Origin of the sequence: Cryobacterium sp. HLT2-28 (assembly GCF_004402495.1) — a bacterium.
In the GTDB taxonomy this organism is placed as follows: domain Bacteria; phylum Actinomycetota; class Actinomycetes; order Actinomycetales; family Microbacteriaceae; genus Cryobacterium; species Cryobacterium mannosilyticum.
In genome coordinates this window covers 202,915-220,180 of sequence record NZ_SOFH01000029.1, presented here as the reverse complement: position 1 = coordinate 220,180, position 17,266 = coordinate 202,915, and the positions used below count along the sequence as shown (strand labels likewise).

Here is a 17,266-nt window from a genome sequence, read left to right as displayed (position 1 = left end):
CCGGCCCGGTCGGGCGCCGGCGGCCGGACCGGGTCAGTCCCCGGGCGCCCGCACCCCCCGCCACCGGGACACGGTCCCCGGCTCGCCGCCGAGCACCGTTCCCAATGCCGAACGGAACTCCCGCAGCCGTGGCTCCGGCGAAGCATCCATCAGCCGCGCCGTCTCCCGGTACGCGGTGAGGGCGTGGGCCGGCAGGGTCCGGTCGACGGGTACCGGCTCGGTGGCGAACACCTCCCGGCGCACGATCAGGCGGTCCTCCGCCCGTGCCCCGATCCCGCCGAGAGCGGGGACGATGTCGTCGGCGTGCTCGACCGCCACGGCGGCCAGGCCGGCCGGAACTTCGACCTGGCCGTTCGGGGCTCCGAAGGTCGCGATCAGGACGGTGTTGAACTCCCCGGATGCCGCCACCTGGCTGGCGACCAGCCCGCCCTGGGAGTGCCCGACCTGCACCACCGGGTCGGCCGGTCGCACCCCGGCCTCGCGCATGGCCGCCACGACTGCCCGGTAGGACCCGGCACCCTTCTCGGCCACGGCGGCGACGTTCGAGCTGAGGTCCCACGGCTCCGCGGTGACCCCCGGACTCCACTCGGCCGTGCCGCCGAGGTAGACGACCCAGGCCGCGGAGCCGGCCGGACCGTAGCGCTCGACCCGCACCTGCGCCCCGCCGGCGGTGGCCGCCGGGATGCGGGCGGCCAGTTCAGCGAACCCGGTCGGCGGGCGGGCCGGCGCGGACCGTCCGACCCGGCCGACCCTGACGCCGGTCTCCCTGAGCAGGCCGAGCGGGCGGGCGAGGGCCAGCACCCCCGCCGCGGACGTCGTCACGCCGAGCAGCCCGGCGCCCTGGTCGCCGAGCGCGAACGACACGGGGAACGGGAGCGCGCTCACCCCCGCCGCCGCGTCGTCGACCGACGACACGAGCACGCGCATCGCGGCGGGCAGGATCGGGTTGGTCAGCGCCCGCGGGTTGTCGGCCAACCACCGTGCCGCCGCCTCCGGCGCGGCCCCGGGGCGGCTGCCGGTCAGCAGGCTGCCGAGGAACCAGCCGACCGCTCCGGCGGTGAGGGCCGGCACCGCGGCCAGCGCGAGGAACGGTGCCACCCGTCCGACCAGATAGCCGAGCCACACCCCGCCCAGCCCGCCGAGGAACTCCGCCGATCGCTCGGCCCGGCCGTAGCCCTCTGCCGCGCAGACCAGGGCGTCGGCCAGGGCACCGCTCCTCCGGCCGACCTCGTGGATGGCTCGTTCGGCCTCGAACACGCTCATCCCGACGTCGGAACCGGACCACTGCGGGGCCGGGACCGGCTCCGAGTCGAGCAACCGGATGCGTTCCAGCCGTTCAAGCCAGCCGCCCGCCGCCGCCTGCAGCGCGCGCAGGGTCACCGCCTCGGTCAGCAGCACGTCGGTGGCGACCAGGCTGCCGCCGCCGGAGACGATCAGGTCCGTGGAGGAGCCCCCACCCTCACCGCCGGGGACCGAGCGCCCGGCCGCGTCGACCCCCGTCACGCGGATGCCGTGGCCGCGGCGATCGCCGCCTCGACAGCCGCCTGCGCGTCGTCGAGGTCCCGGCAGGCCCGGCGGAGCCCGTCCGCGAGTTCCCGGCGGCGCTCGGAGTAGCCGCGTTGGGCAGCCGACCGCCAGGAACCGTCGAGGTCGGCGGGGGCGAGCGCCCGCCAGGCGAGGTCGACGTCGTCCCGGAGCCCGCCCAGCAGCATCCGTCTGTGACGCAGCTCGGCCAGCCGTCTCTCGCGCCGGGCGGGGTCGACGAGCACGATCGGGCCGGTCTGGATCACGGCGGCGCCTCCCTGGTTGGCTGCCCAGCGAAGCACACCGGGCAAGGCGCCGGCCGTCCGAGCACGGAATTCACCCGCTGTACGCCCGACGGGGGTGTGTGGAGGAGAGGAATGGGGACCACAATGGAGGCATGAATTTTGCGGCGCTCTCTCCCGACGAGTCGACGCCCTTCCGGATAATCTTCGTCTGCACCGGGAACAGTTGCCGCTCGCCGATGGCCGAGGTGACCCTGCGTGACCTGGTCACCCGCTCCGGCCTCGGCCGGCTGATCGCCACGAGCTCCGCCGGCACGGGGGACTGGCACGTGGGCGAGCAGGCCGATGCCCGCACGATCGCCGCACTCGCCCGCCGGGGCTACGACGGAAGCCACCATCGCGCCCGCCAGTTCGACCCGGACTGGTACGCCGACCTCGACCTCGTTGTCGTGCTCGACCGGGCGCAGGAACGCATCCTGCACAACTGGGCGACGACCGATCGTGACCGCAGCAAGGTGCGCCTGCTGCTCAGTTTCGACCCGGAACAGGCGCCTCTCCTCGACGTGCCGGACCCCTACTATTCCGACGATGCGCTGTTTGACTCCGTTTTAGGCATGATTGAGAGGGCAAACCACGCGCTTTTCGCGCAACTCGCGCCCGCAATCAGACAGGGAGTCCGATGAGTCCACTACCGCCCCAGGTCCTCAGCCCACTCGATGGCCGCTACCTGGCCGCCGTCACCGAACTGGGAGAGTACCTGTCCGAGGCCGGCCTCAATCGCGCCCGCGTGCAGGTCGAAGTGGAATGGCTGATCACCCTCACCGACCGCAGCCTGTTCGGGTCCGCCCCGCTCACCGCTGATCAGAAGTCGGCGCTGCGCGCCCTGGTCACCGGCTTCGGCCAGGCTGAGATCGACGAACTCGCCGTGCTGGAGGCCACCACCCGCCACGACGTGAAGGCCGTGGAGTACCTGGTCCGCCGCCGTCTCACCGCGCTCGGCCTCGACCACATCAGCGAACTCACCCATTTCGCGGCCACCAGCGAGGACATCAACAACCTCTCCTACGCCCTGACGGTGAGCGAGGCCGTCCGCGAGGTCTGGCTGCCGAAGTTCCGGGCCACCATCGACGCCCTCCGCCTGCGCGCCCTCGAGTACCGGGCCGACGCCATGCTCGCCCGCACCCACGGCCAGCCCGCAACGCCCACCACCGTCGGCAAGGAGCTCGCGGTGTTCGTCTACCGGCTCGAGCGCCTGGACAGGCAGATCGCCGCCAACGAGTATCTCGGCAAATTCAGCGGCGCGACCGGAACGTTCGCCGCGCATGTCGCCGCGGACCCTGCCGTGGACTGGCCGACCGTGTCCCGCGAGTTCGTCGAAGGACTCGGCCTGACCTGGAACCCGCTCACCACCCAGATTGAATCCCACGATTGGCAGGCCGAGCTCTACTCGAAGGTCTCTCACGCCAACCGGGTGCTGCACAACCTGGCCACGGATGTCTGGACCTACATCTCCCTCGGTTACTTCCGTCAGATCCCGCAGGCCGGCGCCACGGGGTCGTCGACCATGCCGCACAAGATCAACCCGATCCGGTTCGAGAACGCGGAGGCCAACCTCGAGCTCTCCAGCGCGATCCTCGATTCGCTCGCCGCCACCCTCGTCACCTCACGGCTGCAGCGGGACCTGACCGACTCGACCACGCAGCGCAACATCGGCGTGGGCTTCGGCCATTCCCTGCTGGCCCTGGACAACATCGTGCGCGGCCTCGGGGAGATCGACATCGATCGCACCCTGCTGGCGAGCGACCTGGACTCGAACTGGGAGATCCTCGGCGAGGCGATCCAGACCGTGATCCGGGCCGAGGTCTCGGCCGGCCGGTCCACGATCGCGGACCCGTACGCGCTGCTCAAGGAGCTCACCCGCGGGAAGCGCATCAACCAGGCCGACCTGGTGGCCTTCGTCACCGGGCTCGAGATCGGCGATGAGGCCAAGGCCCGGCTGCTCGCGCTCACCCCTGCCGCGTACGTCGGGCTCGCGGACTCCCTGGTCGACTACCTGCCCTAGCGATCACGCGCTGCGCGGGTGGGGTGCCGCCCGCGCGGCCGCACCGCCCGCGGTGAGGGTCAGAGGCCCTTGTTCTGCTCGTCCAGATCGGTCTTCTCGGCATCATTCGGCTTCATGCCGAGCACGAGCATCGCGATCACGACGAGCACGACGATGAAGGTCACACCGAAGCCGATCACGGCCAGGACGGGTTCGCGCGTGCTCATCAGGATCACCAGCCCGAGGAAGAGCGCCATCACGCCGGACAGGCCGACGAGTTCGAGCGGCTTCAGGAGTTCGGAGCGGCTGGGCTTGCGGGGGGTGTTCTGGGTCACAGGGTGTCCGAATCGTTGGGTGGTGCCGGGTCGACGCGCGCGGCGGGCGTCGCCCATTTGAGCGAGAGCCCGGCGATGACGAGGTACACGCCGAGCAGCACGAGGTAGGCACCGAACAGGCCGACGGAGACGACGGCGTTCGGCGGCAGGAGCAGGAAGACGAGGGCGAGCACCGCGGTCAGTGCGCCGACCAGCATCCAGTCGCGCTCACCCGGGTCGCGGCGGCGGGCACGGATGCCGCTGTACAGCTCGGCGAAGCCGGTCACGGCCGCCCAGACGGTGACGAGGTAGAGGAAGAAACCGAGCCCGCCGCCGTGGAAGACCAGGGCGATCGTGCCGGCGGTGACGCCCACGGAACCCTGGACAAGGAACAGGGAACGGTCCCGCGGGTCGGCCAGGGTGCGGCGGCTGAGCACGCCCACCGCCAGGCCACTGAGCAGGGCGAAGGCGCCGAACGCGAAGAGGCCGAACTCGGCCGAGTGGTTCGCGTTGAACGTGATCGCTGCGGCCGGCACGAGGGCCAACGCCGCGCGCACGATCGGGACCGTCCAGTACCGGGCGCCGACGGCGCTGACTGCCTGGACGTTCGCCACGCGGCAACCTCTTTCGTAACGGGTTAGGACTGGTTCAGTCTACGCGGCACGCCTCAGGTCAGGCTGCGCTCGGCTGGACCGACCCCACGTTCACAGGGCGTTGACGGCGCCGAGCATCTTGGTCAGGGAGTCCTTGGCGTCGCCGAAGAGCAGGCTGGTCTTCGGGTCGTAGAGAAGCTCGTTCTCGATCCCGGCGAAGCCCGGGCGCATGGACCGCTTGAGGAAGACGACCTGGCGGGCGTCGCCGACGTCGAGGATCGGCATGCCGTAGATCGGTGAGCCGGGAGACGTCTTCGCTGCAGGGTTGACGACGTCGTTGGCCCCGACGACGAGGGCGACGTCCGTGTTCTTGAACTCGGGGTTGACCTCGGCCATCTCCCGGAGCGACTCATAGGGCACGTTCGCCTCGGCGAGCAGCACGTTCATATGGCCCGGCATCCGCCCGGCCACCGGGTGGATGGCGAAGACGACCTCCACGCCGCGCGCCTCGAGGGTGGTGGCCAGTTCGGCGATCGTGTGCTGCCCCTGCGCGACGGCAAGGCCGTAGCCGGGCACGATCACGACCCGCTGGGCGTAGTTGAGCAGCACCGCCACGTCCTCGGGGTTGGACGTGCGCACCGGGCGGTCGCTCTGAGCGGTCGACCCCGCCGTCGAGCCGCCCTTGAACGCGCCGAAGAGGATGCCGCTGACCCCGCGGCCCATCGCCGAGGCCATGGCCCGGGTGAGGATGGTACCGCTGGCCCCGACGAGGGTGCCGGCCACGACGAGCAGCAGGTTGCCGAGCACGATGCCGGAGGCGGCGACCGCGAGGCCGGTGAACGCGTTGAGCAGCGAGATGACGATCGGCACGTCGGCGCCGCCGACCGGCAGTACCAGGAGGGCCCCGACGATGAGGCCGATCCCGAGCAGGATGACCGCCCAGAGCGGTGCGCCCGTCGCGACGACGAAACCGCCGGCGACGAGGGCCACGAGCACGATTCCGCCCATCACGAGCGCGAGCCCCGGGAAGACGAGCGGGCGGGAGCTGATCAGGCCCTGCAGCTTGCCAACGGTGACGGCCGACCCGGAGAACGAGACGGCGCCGACGAGCATCGTGAAGACCACGGCGACCTTGGCCCACGGCCCGTCGGTGTTGCCCAGCTCGAGCATCGCGACGAGGGCGGCGGCTCCGCCGCCGACGCCGTTGAACAGCGCGACGAGCTGGGGCATCTGCGTCATCTCGACCCGGCGGGAGATGGGGGCGGCGATCGCCGAGCCGACCGCGATGGCGATCAGGATGGCGGGGATGTTCTCGATCCGGGCGGAGAGGAACACCGTGATGACGGCGAGGAGCGCGCCCGCGGCGCCGATCAGGTTGCCGCGTCGGGCGGTCTTCGGCGACGAGAGCCCACGCAGGGCGAGGATGAAACAGACCGCGGCGACCAGGTAGAGCAGGCCGGTCCACTCGGGGGAGAGCAGGCTCATTTCTTTGCGTCCTTCGCGTCAGCGCCGGCCGGTTTGCGGGGGGCGAACATCTTGAGCATCCGGTCGGTGACGACGAAGCCGCCGACCAGGTTGGCGGTCGCGAGCACGACGGCGATCAGGGCGATCGTGAGCAGCCACGGGTTCAGGCTCTGCCCGGCGACCGTGATGGCGCCGATCAGGATGATGCCGTGGATGGCGTTCGCACCGCTCATCAGGGGCGTGTGCAGGGTGCTCGAGACCTTGGAGACGACCTCGAAGCCGACGAAGACCGCCAGGACGACGACGGTCAGCAGGGTGACGGGATCCATCAGTGTTCTCCGTTCGGTGCTGCGGCGGTCAGTGCCGCCGCGGTCGGCGCGTGTCGCACCTCGCCGGCGTGGGTGAGGCAGGCGCCGGCGATGACCTCGTCGGTGAAGTCGGGGGAGACCTGCCCGTCGTGCGTCATCAGGGCGAGGAGGTTGGCCACGTTCTTGGCGTAGAGCCGGGAGGCGTCGGCAGGCATGGTCGAGGCCGGGTCCTTCATGCCGACCAGGGTGACCACGCCGTCGTCGGCGCTGGTGCGCACGAAGACGTCCTGACCGGCGACGACGCCCTCGACGTTGCCGCCGGATTCGGCGGCCAGGTCGATGACGACCGAGCCCATCCGCATGCCGGCGACCATCTCGCGGGTCACCAGCAGGGGTGCCGGGCGGCCCGGGATCGCGGCCGTGGTGATCAGCACATCGGCGGCGGCCACGTGGGGAGCGAGCAGGTCGCGCTGGCGCACGGCACGGTCCTCGCTGAGCTCGCGGGCGTATCCGCCGACGCCCTCGATGGCGTCCAGGTCGAGCGTGATGAAGGTTCCGCCCATAGAGGTGACCTCGTCGGCCGACGCCGGTCGCACGTCGTACGCGGAAACGCGGGCGCCCAGGCGCTTGGCGGTGGCGATGGCCTGCAGGCCGGCCACTCCGGCCCCGAGCACGAGCACGCGGGCGGGCGGGATCGTTCCGGCCGCGGTCATGTAGAGCGGGAAGAACCGGGGGAAACGGATGGCGGCCTCGAGCACGACGCGGTAGCCGGCGACGAGGGCCTGGGAGGTGAGGGCATCCATGGATTGGGCCCGGGAGATGCGCGGCACCAGTTCGAGGGCGAAGGCGGTGACCCCGGCCTGCGCGAGGGCGGCCACGGTGGGCAGCTCCGCGGCCGGCGCGGCCAGGCCGATCGTGATCTGGTCGGGGTGGAGTTGCGCCGCGCGCTCCGGGCGGAGCGGTCGCACGTGGCAGTACACGTCGACCTCGGCGAGCGGCAGCTCGGCGACGACGGATGCCCCGGCCTCCGTGTAGGCGGAGTCGGGATGCCCCGCCTCGACGCCTGCACCGGATTCGATCAGAACCTCGACGCCGAGCGCCGTCATCTGGAGTACCGTCTCCGGTGTTGCCGCAACGCGGCGTTCGCCCTCATGTCGCTCTCGACCGATGCCAACCTTCACACGCGTCTCCTCCATGGCGCCCGGCCACGAGCGAGCACGGACCGTTCCGAACGCTTGCGCGGCACTTACGCCCCGTTCGTAGCGTAGCGGTGATCGTTTGCCGCTCGGCGAATATGACCGCGCACGCCCTTCGCCACCGCGTACCGGTGCGGGAATGGAATGACGGGGATGGCTGGGCGTCCGGTAAACCCGGCCCCCCGGATGGCCCGGTGCCTGGGTGGCTAGGCTCCCGGCACCATATCGGCGAAGCGCGAGTAGTGGCCGTGGAACGCGACCGTGACCGTGCGGGTGGGCCCGTTGCGGTGTTTGGCGACGATGAGGTCGGCCTCTCCGGCACGTGGGTTGTCTTTCTCGTAGGCGCTCTCGCGATGCAGAAGGATGACCATGTCGGCATCCTGCTCGAGCGAACCGGACTCTCGGAGGTCGGAGATGGCGGGCATCTTGTCTGCGCGCTGTTCGGGGCCACGGTTCAGCTGGGACAACGCGATCACGGGAACCTGCAGTTCCTTGGCCATCAGCTTGAGCGCCCGCGAGAACTCACTGACTTCCTGCTGGCGGGACTCGACCTTCTTGCCTGATGTCATCAGCTGCAGGTAGTCGATGATGACCATCTTCAGGCCGACGCGCTGCTTGAGCCGGCGGCACTTAGCCCGGATCTCGACCAGGGTCATGTTGGGGCTGTCGTCGATGTAGAGCGGGGCGTCATTGATCCGGCCGCGGGTTGCTGCGATCGTGGTCCAGTCCCGGGCGTCGACGGATCCCTTGCGCATGCTCTGCAGCGGCACGGATGCCTCGGCGGCGAGCAGGCGCATCGCGATCTCGCTGCGGCCCATTTCCAGGGAGAAGAAGATGCTGGGCATGTCGTGTTTGATCGACGCGGCCCGGGCGAAGTCGAGGGCCAGGGTGGACTTGCCGAGGGCCGGGCGGGCCGCCACGATGATCAGCTGGCCCGGGTGGAAGCCGTTGGTGAGCTCGTCCATGTCCGCGAAACCGGTCGGCACTCCGGTCATCTGACCGTCTTTGAGCTTGGCGGCCTCGATCTCGTCGATGGCGGCCGTGACGGCATCCGTCAACGGCACGTAGTCTTCGGTTTCGGTGCCGCCGGTGACGGCGTAGATCTCGGCCTGGGCCGTGTTCACCAGGTCGAGCACCTCGCCCTCGCCGGAGTAGCCCATCTGGGCGATGCGGGTGCCGGCCTCGACCAGGCGGCGCAGCAGCGCCCGCTCGGCGACGATCGAGGAATAGAAGCCCGCGTTGGCCGCGGTCGGGACCAGGCTGGTGAGGGTGTGCAGGTAGTCGGCGCCGCCGGCCCTGGACAGTTCGCCGAGCTTGGTGAGTTCGTCGGTGACCGCGATGACATCGGTCGGCTCACCCTGCGCGTAGAGCGAGAGGATCGCGTCGAAGATGATCTCGTGCTTGGGGATGTAGAAGTCCGCGGCCCGGACGGTCTCGACGACGTCGGCGACGGCATCCTTGCTCAGCATCATTCCGCCGAGGGCGCTCTGCTCTGCGAGGAGGTCGTGGGGGAGGGTGCGTTCCGTGTGCCGGGTCTCGGATCCGCCGCGCGCATCTGCTCCGCGCTTGTCTGCCAGACCCAAGTGAGCAATCGACACCGGTGCCTCCTTCTATTTCTGGTGCTGGTCTATCAGGGCCCACCGACAACACCTGTCCGCACCCCGTGCACACCATGAATCGGCCGCGTGCCCACGATACGGACGCGTCTTCACAGCGACCAAACCCCCCTGTGGATAACACTGTGGATAATCTGGGCGAAACGCCGTGTGTGTTGTGCACAAGCTGTGCACTCAGCTGTGGACAACTTAAGAGCTTGTGTAGAAATATAAGTTCTGACCAGCTATTAAATCTATTCACAGCTGTGTGCAAAAACTTGTTTCAACTACGCATTGAACCTTGGGATTGTGAGACGTGCCCTGTGTACAAAAGCTGGCTTTCAGCATCTGAAATGCCCCCGAAGTAGGGGGATACGCCGGGGTTAAAAAGGAGTAGCGGTGAGGTCCTCTCGGACCCCACCGCTACTTCCGTTCGGCAGGCTTACTTTGCGGCTACCACCAGCAGGGTGATGGTCGCGCTGAGCTCGTCACGAAGACGAACCGTTGCCTTGTGCTCACCGGTCATCTTGACCGGGCTGAGCTCGATCTTGCGCTTGTCGATGGCACCGAGTCCGGCAGCCGCAACTGCCTCGGCAACATCGGACTGCTTGACGGACCCGAAGAGGCGTCCGCCTTCGCCGGCCTTGACGACCAGCTTGACCTTGGCGTTCTCGAGTGCGGCCTTGAGTGCCTGCGCCTCTTCGAGGGTGGCGTGCTCACGGGCTACGCGAGCTGCCTTGATCTGTTCGATCTGCTTCTCGCCACCGCGGGTCCAGGACACGGCGAACCCCTGCGGGTAGAGGTAGTTACGGGCGTACCCGTTCTTGACCTCGACGATGTCACCGGGTGCTCCGAGGCCGGAGACCTCGTGCGTCAGAATGATTTTTGACATGTGGGTTCCCTACCTGCCTGAGCCGGCGTAAGGCAACAACGCCATTTCACGGGCGTTCTTGACGGCACGGGCGATCAGACGCTGCTCCTGGACGGAGACACCGGTGATGCGGCGGGCGCGGATCTTTCCACGCTCGGAGATGAACTTGCGAAGGGTGGGGACATCCTTGTAATCGATGACACCAACCCGGATCGACTTCGCGGGAGCGGCATTCTTGCCACCCTTAGCTCCGCGGAGCGGCTTGCGGCGGTCGCCGCTCGACTTTCCAGCCATGATTTCCTTACTTTCTTAAGAAGAGTTTTTCAGCCAGCTGCCCGGGGGCCTGGCTTAGAAGGGTGTCTCGTCGCTGAAGTTGCCCGGAGTGTTCCACACGTCTCCGCCGGTGTTCGCGGCGGGGGCGGTGGCTGCCCAGGGCTCGTCGTTCCCGGAGACGGCAGGTGCGCCGCCGCCACGAGGAGAGGACGATGACTGCGCGCGGGTGAGCGAAGCGGTGGCGTAGCGCAGCGAAGGACCAATTTCGTCGATCTCGAGCTCCATGCTCGTGCGCTTCTCGCCTTCCTTCGTCTCATACGAGCGCTGCTTGAGACGCCCGGTAGCGATGACTCGGGAACCCTTGGTCAGTGACCCTGCAACGTGCTCGGCGAATTCACGCCAGACGCTCGCACGCAGGAACAACGACTCACCATCTTTCCACTCGCTCGATGCGCGATCGAAATTGCGCGGAGTGGATGCGATGGTGAAGTTGGCAACCGCCAGTCCGTTCTGCGTGTAACGCAGCTCCGGGTCGCTGGTGAGGTTGCCCACTACGGTGATTACGGTCTCGCCGGCCATCGGCTACTTGTCGCTTGCCTTGTCGGCGGGCACGGCAGCGGCGGGAGCGTCGGCTTCCGTCGCGGCAGGAGCGTCGACCTTGGCAGGAGCAGCCTTGACGGCCGCGGCGGCGGATGCCGATGCGGGCTTCACGGATGCGGCGACCTTGGCGGCGGGAGCGGCAGCGGCGGCTTCAGCCTTGGCTGCGATGACCTTCGGGTTGGCTGCCTTGCGGGCGGCCTTCTCGGCGGCAAGCTTGCTCGCGACGGCAACCTGGGCGATGCCTTCTTCTGCGCGGAGAACCTTGGTGCGCATGACTGCCTCCGACAGCTTCAACTGGCGGTCGAGCTCGGCCGTCGCAGAAGCGTTCGCGGTGAAGTCGACGACGGCATAGATGCCCTCGGTCTTCTTGTTGATCTCGTATGCGAGACGGCGGCGACCCCAAACGTCAACCTTGTCAATCGTTCCACCATCGTTGCGAACAACGTTGAGGAACTTGTCAAGGCTGGGAGCTACGGTGCGCTCATCGATCTCGGGATCGAGGATAACCATCAACTCGTACTGATGCATGACTAACCCACCTCCTTCGGACTAAACGGCTGCAGAATCTCTGCAACAGGAGGGTTGTGCATGTGTCGAGGGCGGAGGCCGGGATTCCGGCGCGCAGACAACCTGCCAAGACTACCGGATGCAGCGGTCGTTCGCCACCGCTCCGGACCGGCGCCCTCCGCGCCGACGGTTCGCGTCCCCCAACCGCCGAGATCTGCCTTTTCGGTCGAAACCGACCTGCGCACCGGTCGGCTTCGGCCGCACAGGGCGAAGTGGCCGCGGCTGGTCACCGTTCCGGCCTCAGCCCGGCGGCGATGAGCAGAGTTCGGAGTCTCGTCGGACTCACCAAAACGGCCCGGAGCCGGCGCACCATTGCCCGATTCGGGGCCCGGAGTCGATCCTCCCGGACCTTCGACCCTGTCCTCGCCGCCGCCGGGAAGGGGTAGACGACCAGGAGAATCGGCGCCGGCCTCCCGCTGAGGTGGATGTTCGCTCGGCTGACTGATTCTCCCGTCGAACCCGACTGCCCGTCGGCGAAACCGGCCGCAACGCGGGCGGCGCGGCATCCCCGCGCGGAGCCGAGCCGTGCCACGGCCTCCTGGAGTTCTTCCCGGGCGATCGTCTCGCTGCGCTCCCCGTCCGGCATGAGGTAGGGCGCGCGAAGTCCGGCGTCGAGAGTAGTCACGGCGGAGGCGAACGGAGTTGCGCGTGCGAGATCGACCATCGTGCGCAGTCGGCTGGTGACCAGGTAGCCGTCCAATTCGACGACCTCATCGTCGCGGAAATTGTCATAGGGCCAGACGACCCTGGCGTGGGTCCTTCGCTTGGCGCCGGCGGGGAGGAGGAAATGCACCTCCGCAGGCCACCGGCCCAGTATCGGCAGACCCCACACCCGGGCTGCCGAGTGGTGGGGCGGCACCGGCTGGCTGCGGCGCGTCAGGGAGAGGGCTGTTGGATGCAGGAAGTCGCGAGTGTCCACCCGCCGATCATTGCGACGCGGCGCTCCTCCGCACCGGAGCCAGCCGCCCCCGTGCACACCAGCCCGAGGTCGCCCTCTGTGGAGGACCACCGCCCTGGCGTCGAGTTCTACCGTTTCGGTCGAGCCCGACGGGCGTACCGGTCAGGCTCGACCGAAAAGGTCTCTGTCGGCGAGCTGGGGCCGAGTCGCGCCCGAGCCGCGCCCGAGCCGGTCGACGTGGCGCCGCCGTGCCGGCCCGCTGCGCCTACTTCGCCACGGCGGCGTTGGCGGCGTCCTGCGCGGCCTTCACACCCTCGGCGACGGGGGTGCGGCCGAGGAAGACCTCCTGCAGGAGCGGTCGCATCGCGTTGTCGGCGGCGGGCCAGCCGCCGCCCGTGATGGCGGGGGCGGAGCCGTTCTCGAGCACGTCGTAGAACGCTCTGATGTCCACCTTCTTGGCGGTCCAGTAGGCGGTGTAGTCGGCCTGGGCGGCCGTGACGGCCGGGGACGCGGACCCGTTGGCTCCGATGTAGCTCGATCCCCGGGCACTGCCGAGCCACTCGAGCACCCGCTTGGTCTCGGCGGGATGGGCGGAGGAGGTGCTGCCGGCGGCCACGATGCCGTCCACGCCGCTGATCGCTCCGGCCGGACCGGCCGGGAGCCGGGTGACGCCCCAGGCGAAGGAGGCGCCGTCGTTGACGTTGGCGAGGTTGTAGACGCCGCTCTGGAACAGCGCCATCTTGCCCTGGAGGAACTGGTCGCGGCTGAAGTCGCCGTTGGTGTTCGTGTCCGCCGCCGACGGCGCCACATGAGCGGTGTTGATCAGGTCGACGAGGTACTGGAACGCCGCGGTCCCCTTCGGGGAGGCGAAGGAGTACTCCTCGCCGTCCTGGAAGGTCGCCCCGCCGGAGGCGACATAGTTCAGCAGCATGGCCTGCAGGTCGTAGCCGGCGTTGTAGCCGTACTGGGCCAGGCTGGTGCCGTCGAAGCCGGGGTTGTCGGCCGTGGTCCCGTTCGTGTCCTTCGTCAGCTTCTTCAGGGTCGGCAGCAGCGTGTCTGCGGCGCCGGTCGGGTCCCAGTGGAGGTCCGCGATGTCGGCCGGAGTCAGGCCGGCCTCCGCGAGCAGGTCGGCGTTGTAGTACACGGCGATGCCGGGGTCGGCGAGCTGCGGCACCCCCCAGAGCACACCGTCCCGGGTGTACTGCTTGACGACGGCCGGGGACCAGGCGGCCGCGGCATCCGCGCCCAGCGCCTTGTCGATGTTCAGCAGCGCTCCGGCGTCGGCGTAGGCCGGGTAGTCGCCGCCGTCAACCCAGAAGACGTCGTCGACGTTCTTGCCCGCCACGTCGGTGCGCAGTTTCGTCCAGTAGTCGGCCCAGGGGATCACGGTCACCGTCACGTCGATGTCCGGGTTCTTCTTCTCGAAGGCGGCGAAGGATGCCTCGTACGCCTTGGCGACCTGGTCATCCCACAGCCGCACGGTCACTGTCGTCTTCGCGGCGGAGGCCTGGCCGCCGACGGTCAGTGCCGTCACAGCCCCGGCGATGACGAGTACCGCGGCAAGCGCGCTGGCGGCAATGACTGTTGAACGCTTGGGCATTAGTGTCCTTCGGGGGAGTCCGGTCGAAGCCGGGAAGCCCTAAGCCTACTTAAATCCGGAGATGGTGATGGAACGCACGAACTGCCGCTGGAAGACGAGGAACAGCACGAGCAGGGGCACCAGGGCCAGCGTGGTCGCGGCCATCACGAGGGTCCAGTTGCCGTTGAACTGGCTCTGCAGGGATGCCGTCGCCACGGTGACCACCCGCCACTGCGGGCCGGTGGTGACGACGAGCGGCCACATGAAGCTGTTCCAGTGGCTGACGATTGTGATCAGGGTCAGGGTCGCGATGATCGGCTTCGACAACGGCACGACGATCTCCACCAGCACGTCGAGGGTGTTCGCCCCGTCGAGCCGGGCCGCGTCGATCAGCTCCTGCGGGATGCCGCGGAAATACTCTCGTAGGAGGAAAACCGCGTAGGGCGATGCGAACGCGAACGGCAGCACGAGGCTCCAGAACGAGTTGCGGAGCCCGGCCTGCGTCATCATCAGGTAAAGCGGGATGATCAGCACCACCGGCGGGATCATCAGCGTCGACAGGTAGACCCAGAACAATACCTGGCGGCCCCGGAAATCCACCCGGGCGAACGCGTAGGCGGCGAGGATTGAGCAGACCAGCTGGCCGATCAGGATGAGCACGGCCGCGAGCAGGGTGACCACCACGGCACGTCCGAACTCGGCCGGTCCGGCCAGGACCCGCGCGATGTTGTCGACGGTGAACGGGTCCGGCCAGGCCAGCACGGACTGCCCGGCGAACTGCTCCCGGGTCTTGAAGGCGGTGAGGATGCTCAGCAGGAAGGGGGCCAGGGTGAACGCGGCCCCGAGGCCGAGCACCAGGTAGATGCCTGCCGTCCTAGTCCATTTCATAGGTGACCCTCCGGCGGAAGTAGAGCTGCTGCGCGAGGGTGATGACGACCAGGATGACGAGCAGCACGACCGCCATCACGGCGGCACGGCCCAGGTCGAATGCGCTGAACGCCTCGTAGTAGATCCGGGCGGCGACGACATCCGTCGTGTGGGCGGGGCCGCCCTGGGTCAGCGCATAGACCTGGTCGAACACCTGGAAGGCGGAGATCACGGTGGTGACGAGCACGAAGAACATGGTGGGGCGGAGCAGCGGGATCTTGATCTGCCAGAACAGAGCCACCGGCCCGGCGCCATCGATCCGCGCCGCCTCCAGGATCTGCTCAGGGATGTTGAGCAGCCCCGCCATGAAGAACAGGGTGACGTAGCCGACGTTGGTCCAGATCACGACAGCGGCCACGGTCGGCAGGGCGAGTGCGGGGTCGCTCAGCCATTCGATTCTGGCCCCGACCAGGGTGTTCAGTGCGCCATCCGTGGGCGCGAGGATCCACTTCCAGACCACGCCGAGGGCGAGCGGGGCGCAGATCCACGGCAGCACGTAGATGGTGCGGAACCACCCGGAGCCGGGCAGGTCCCTGGTGAGCAGCGAGGCCGCGCCCAGCCCGATCAGGGTCTGGATCGGAACCACGAGGGCCACGAACAGGATGGTCACGAGCAGGGAATTGCCGAACACGCCGTCCGAGAGCACCGAGCGGTAGTTGTCCAGGCCGACGAAGCTGATCGGGCCGATCAGGTCCCAGCTCTGGAAGCTGAGCCACACGACCACCAGTACGGGCAGCAGCATGAAACAGACGACACCGAACAGGCTGGGCGCGAGCAGCGCATAGCCGGTGACCGTGTTGCGTCGACGGATGCCGGGGTGACTTCTCCGGCGGCTACTCGCCACGCCCTGCCCACCAGACCTGCAACCGGCGCGTTGCCTCTTCCTCGCCCAGCGGCCCGTCATCGAGGCGCTGTTCGAGCAGGTACCGGTAGGCGTCGCCCACCTCGCGACCCGGGCGCACGCCGAGAACCGCCATGATCTGTTCCCCGTCGAGGTCCGGGCGCACCGCGGCCATCTCCTCCTGCTCGGCGAGCTCGCGGATCCTCTGCTCGAGGTCGTCGTAGGCGAAGCCCAGGCGGTCGGCCTTGCGCCGGTTCCTGGTGGTCACGTCGGCGCGGGTCAGGATGTGCAGGCGTTCGAGCTGGTCGCCGGCATCCCGCACGTAACGGCGCACCGCCGAGTCGGTCCAGGCTCCCTCGCTGTAGCCGAAGAATCGCAGGTGCAGTTCGATCAGCTTGGAGACGGCGGCGATGGTGTCATTGTCGAAGCGCAGGGCGCGCAGTCGCTTCTTGGCCAGCTTCGAGCCGACCAGGTCGTGATGGTAGAAACTGACCACGCCGCCCGGCTCGAGCTTGCGGGTGGCCGGCTTTCCGATGTCGTGCAGGAGCGCTGCCAACCGAACGATCAGGTCGGGCCCGTCGAAACCGCCGCGGGACTTCTCATAGCCGATCGCCTGGTCGAGCACGGTGAGCGTGTGCTGGTAGACGTCCTTGTGATGGTGGTGCTCGTCGACCTCCAGCCGCAGCGCGGGGATCTCGGGCAGCACCCGGTCGAAGAGGCCGGACTCGACCAGCAGCTCCAGGCCGACGTGCGGGCTGTCGGAGCGCAGCAGCTTGGACAGTTCCTCGCAGACCCGTTCGGCCGAGATGTTGCGGATGCTGTCGGCCATCGCCTCCATCGCCACCGCGGTGTCGAGGTCGAGGCGGAAGCCCAGCTGGGCCGTGAACCTGGCGGCCCGCATCATCCGCAGCGGGTCGTCGCCGAAGGACACCTCGGGCGAGATCGGGGTGCGCAGGACTCCGGCGAGCAAGTCGTCGATTCCGTTCGCCGGGTCGACGAGGGTGAGGCCGGGCAGGCGGAGGGCCAGGGCGTTCACGGTGAAGTCGCGGCGGAGAAGATCGTCCTCGAGGCTCAGGCCGAAGACGACCTCGGGCTTGCGGGTCTGACCGTCGTAGCTGTCCGCCCGGTAGGTGGTGATCTCGACGGTCTCGCCGGCGACCCTGGCCCCGATGGTGCCAAAGGCCCGGCCGATGTCCCACTGGGCGTCTGAGATCGGCTTCACGATCTCGAGGATCTGATCCGGGGTGGCATCCGTGGTGAAGTCGAGGTCGTTGATCGCTCGATCGAGGAACGCATCCCGGACCGGTCCGCCGACCAGGGCAAGCTCATGGCCTGCCGCCGCAAACGCCTGTGCCAGGGCCGAAACCGGGGGAGTGGCAGCCAGGTCGCCCAGCCGGGTGAGGGCTGTCGCGACGCTCTGCATGACCCCCATG

At 68.6% G+C, this 17,266-nt stretch carries 18 protein-coding genes and 1 pseudogene; 2 read left to right on the top strand and 17 right to left on the bottom strand.

The genetic code is table 11. The features are described 5' to 3' along the window. Positions 1-33 precede the first annotated feature (33 nt). Positions 34-1,503, bottom strand: a complete 1,470-nt coding sequence (locus E3O48_RS16000) for a hypothetical protein (protein ID WP_134540395.1) — start codon at positions 1,501-1,503, stop codon at positions 34-36. Beyond that, entirely contained in the window at positions 1,500-1,790 is a 291-nt protein-coding gene (locus tag E3O48_RS15995) for a hypothetical protein (protein ID WP_134540392.1), read from the bottom strand. The genes E3O48_RS16000 and E3O48_RS15995 overlap by 4 nt, the downstream gene beginning before the upstream one ends. A 131-nt stretch (positions 1,791-1,921) precedes the next feature. Between E3O48_RS15995 and E3O48_RS15990 the strand changes: the two genes are divergently transcribed. Next, positions 1,922-2,449: a low molecular weight protein-tyrosine-phosphatase gene (locus tag E3O48_RS15990; protein ID WP_134509514.1), complete on the top strand. Its 528-nt coding sequence runs from the start codon at positions 1,922-1,924 to the stop codon at positions 2,447-2,449. Beyond that, a complete protein-coding gene (gene purB, locus E3O48_RS15985) occupies positions 2,446-3,828 on the top strand; it encodes an adenylosuccinate lyase (RefSeq protein WP_134540389.1) in 1,383 nt (460 codons plus the stop codon). The genes E3O48_RS15990 and purB overlap by 4 nt, the downstream gene beginning before the upstream one ends. 59 nt (positions 3,829-3,887) lie before the next feature. Here the strand turns inward: purB and E3O48_RS15980 are convergent, their stop codons facing one another. The 15 genes and pseudogenes from E3O48_RS15980 to E3O48_RS15910 form a co-directional block, all read right to left on the bottom strand. Further along, positions 3,888-4,142 (bottom strand): hypothetical protein, encoded by a 255-nt coding sequence (locus E3O48_RS15980; RefSeq protein ID WP_134509518.1) that lies wholly within the window; start codon positions 4,140-4,142, stop codon positions 3,888-3,890. Beyond that, positions 4,139-4,735: a DUF308 domain-containing protein gene (locus E3O48_RS15975; RefSeq protein WP_134540386.1), complete on the bottom strand. Its 597-nt coding sequence runs from the start codon at positions 4,733-4,735 to the stop codon at positions 4,139-4,141. The genes E3O48_RS15980 and E3O48_RS15975 overlap by 4 nt, the downstream gene beginning before the upstream one ends. Positions 4,736-4,825: 90 nt before the next feature. Beyond that, on the bottom strand, positions 4,826-6,199 hold the full coding sequence (locus E3O48_RS15970; protein WP_134540383.1) for an NAD(P)(+) transhydrogenase (Re/Si-specific) subunit beta: 1,374 nt from the start codon (positions 6,197-6,199) through the stop codon (positions 4,826-4,828). Next, positions 6,196-6,507: an NAD(P) transhydrogenase subunit alpha gene (locus E3O48_RS15965; RefSeq protein WP_134509524.1), complete on the bottom strand. Its 312-nt coding sequence runs from the start codon at positions 6,505-6,507 to the stop codon at positions 6,196-6,198. The genes E3O48_RS15970 and E3O48_RS15965 overlap by 4 nt, the downstream gene beginning before the upstream one ends. Beyond that, positions 6,507-7,667 carry a Re/Si-specific NAD(P)(+) transhydrogenase subunit alpha gene (locus E3O48_RS15960; RefSeq protein WP_134540381.1) on the bottom strand — a complete coding sequence of 387 codons (1,161 nt, stop codon included), beginning with the start codon at positions 7,665-7,667 and terminating at the stop codon, positions 6,507-6,509. The genes E3O48_RS15965 and E3O48_RS15960 overlap by 1 nt, the downstream gene beginning before the upstream one ends. Before the next feature lie 221 nt (positions 7,668-7,888). Then, positions 7,889-9,280, bottom strand: coding sequence for a replicative DNA helicase (gene dnaB / locus E3O48_RS15955; RefSeq protein ID WP_134540378.1), 1,392 nt, complete (start codon positions 9,278-9,280; stop codon positions 7,889-7,891). Positions 9,281-9,719: 439 nt separating this feature from the next. Then, positions 9,720-10,169 (bottom strand): 50S ribosomal protein L9, encoded by a 450-nt coding sequence (rplI, locus tag E3O48_RS15950; protein WP_134540375.1) that lies wholly within the window; start codon positions 10,167-10,169, stop codon positions 9,720-9,722. Between the two features lie 9 nt (positions 10,170-10,178). Continuing rightward, positions 10,179-10,442, bottom strand: coding sequence for a 30S ribosomal protein S18 (gene rpsR / locus E3O48_RS15945; protein WP_035835236.1), 264 nt, complete (start codon positions 10,440-10,442; stop codon positions 10,179-10,181). A gap of 54 nt (positions 10,443-10,496) precedes the next feature. Then, positions 10,497-11,000: a single-stranded DNA-binding protein gene (locus E3O48_RS15940; RefSeq protein WP_134509532.1), complete on the bottom strand. Its 504-nt coding sequence runs from the start codon at positions 10,998-11,000 to the stop codon at positions 10,497-10,499. A gap of 180 nt (positions 11,001-11,180) precedes the next feature. Continuing rightward, positions 11,181-11,549, bottom strand: a pseudogene (gene rpsF, locus E3O48_RS15935) (30S ribosomal protein S6); the annotation flags it as partial. Positions 11,550-11,814: 265 nt separating this feature from the next. Next, complete coding sequence (locus E3O48_RS15930) at positions 11,815-12,507, bottom strand: hypothetical protein (protein WP_134540372.1); 693 nt, start codon at positions 12,505-12,507, stop codon at positions 11,815-11,817. Positions 12,508-12,751: 244 nt separating this feature from the next. Beyond that, the gene (locus E3O48_RS15925) at positions 12,752-14,086 is read right to left on the bottom strand and encodes a sugar ABC transporter substrate-binding protein (RefSeq protein WP_134540370.1); all 1,335 of its coding nucleotides are present in this window, start codon (positions 14,084-14,086) and stop codon (positions 12,752-12,754) included. A 45-nt stretch (positions 14,087-14,131) separates the two neighbouring features. Further along, the gene (locus E3O48_RS15920) at positions 14,132-14,953 is read right to left on the bottom strand and encodes a carbohydrate ABC transporter permease (protein WP_134540367.1); all 822 of its coding nucleotides are present in this window, start codon (positions 14,951-14,953) and stop codon (positions 14,132-14,134) included. After that, positions 14,940-15,836 (bottom strand): carbohydrate ABC transporter permease, encoded by an 897-nt coding sequence (locus tag E3O48_RS15915; RefSeq protein WP_241974613.1) that lies wholly within the window; start codon positions 15,834-15,836, stop codon positions 14,940-14,942. The genes E3O48_RS15920 and E3O48_RS15915 overlap by 14 nt, the downstream gene beginning before the upstream one ends. Beyond that, on the bottom strand, positions 15,826-17,256 hold the full coding sequence (locus tag E3O48_RS15910) for a CCA tRNA nucleotidyltransferase (RefSeq protein ID WP_134540364.1): 1,431 nt from the start codon (positions 17,254-17,256) through the stop codon (positions 15,826-15,828). The genes E3O48_RS15915 and E3O48_RS15910 overlap by 11 nt, the downstream gene beginning before the upstream one ends. Positions 17,257-17,266: the final 10 nt, after the last annotated feature.

What these genes read in the sequence shown, in the direction of transcription:
- E3O48_RS15990 (WP_134509514.1), top strand. Translation starts at nt 1,922, where the DNA reads ATGAATTTTGCGGCGCTCTCTCCCGACGAGTCGACGCCCTTCCGGATA.
- purB (WP_134540389.1), top strand. Translation starts at nt 2,446, where the DNA reads ATGAGTCCACTACCGCCCCAGGTCCTCAGCCCACTCGATGGCCGCTAC.
- E3O48_RS15970 (WP_134540383.1), bottom strand. Translation starts at nt 6,199, where the DNA reads ATGAGCCTGCTCTCCCCCGAGTGGACCGGCCTGCTCTACCTGGTCGCC.
- E3O48_RS15965 (WP_134509524.1), bottom strand. Translation starts at nt 6,507, where the DNA reads ATGGATCCCGTCACCCTGCTGACCGTCGTCGTCCTGGCGGTCTTCGTC.
- rplI (WP_134540375.1), bottom strand. Translation starts at nt 10,169, where the DNA reads ATGTCAAAAATCATTCTGACGCACGAGGTCTCCGGCCTCGGAGCACCC.
- rpsR (WP_035835236.1), bottom strand. Translation starts at nt 10,442, where the DNA reads ATGGCTGGAAAGTCGAGCGGCGACCGCCGCAAGCCGCTCCGCGGAGCT.
- E3O48_RS15940 (WP_134509532.1), bottom strand. Translation starts at nt 11,000, where the DNA reads ATGGCCGGCGAGACCGTAATCACCGTAGTGGGCAACCTCACCAGCGAC.
- E3O48_RS15925 (WP_134540370.1), bottom strand. Translation starts at nt 14,086, where the DNA reads ATGCCCAAGCGTTCAACAGTCATTGCCGCCAGCGCGCTTGCCGCGGTA.
- E3O48_RS15920 (WP_134540367.1), bottom strand. Translation starts at nt 14,953, where the DNA reads ATGAAATGGACTAGGACGGCAGGCATCTACCTGGTGCTCGGCCTCGGG.
- E3O48_RS15910 (WP_134540364.1), bottom strand. Translation starts at nt 17,256, where the DNA reads ATGCAGAGCGTCGCGACAGCCCTCACCCGGCTGGGCGACCTGGCTGCC.